Here is a 474-nt window from a genome sequence, read left to right on the forward strand (position 1 = left end):
CGCCCAGCCCGCGTCGGTGGCGTGGGCGAGGGTCGGAACGGCAAGCAGGAAAAGCGCCAGGGCAAGTCGCAGCATGAGAAGTCCTTGTGGCTGCCCAAGAGGCCGGGGGCCATGATCGGCATATAGGGACCGCAAAGCCGGCTGAAAAACAAGCTCGGGCTATTTCTTCGCCAGTTGCTGCTTCACCAGCTCGATCTTCTTGTCGGTGAGCGGGATCGGGATGGTGTAGCCGGCTTCGACAAAACCCTCCTTGGCATTTTCGAAGAACTCGATCGCTTTCAAATAATCGGCGTCGCCTCCGCCCTGGCTGGCGCGGTTCCAATAGACATCGCCGAGGTTGTTCTGCGCGAAGGCCCACTGCAGCGGCTGGCTGTCGCGGGTGAACACTTTGAGCGTCGCCTGGAAGGCCGCTTCGGCCTCGTCCAGATATTTGCCGCTGCGTTCGAGCGTGCCGAGATTAAGCAGGCTCATGCC

The 474-nt window shown here is 61.2% G+C and carries 1 pseudogene; it reads right to left on the minus strand.

The window, feature by feature from the left end:
• Nucleotides 1-159 precede the first annotated feature (159 nt).
• Nucleotides 160-474 (minus strand): annotated as a pseudogene (locus EOA29_RS39895) (peptidase C14); the annotation flags it as partial.

Source organism: Mesorhizobium sp. M1E.F.Ca.ET.063.01.1.1 (assembly GCF_003998155.1).
In the GTDB taxonomy this organism is placed as follows: domain Bacteria; phylum Pseudomonadota; class Alphaproteobacteria; order Rhizobiales; family Rhizobiaceae; genus Mesorhizobium.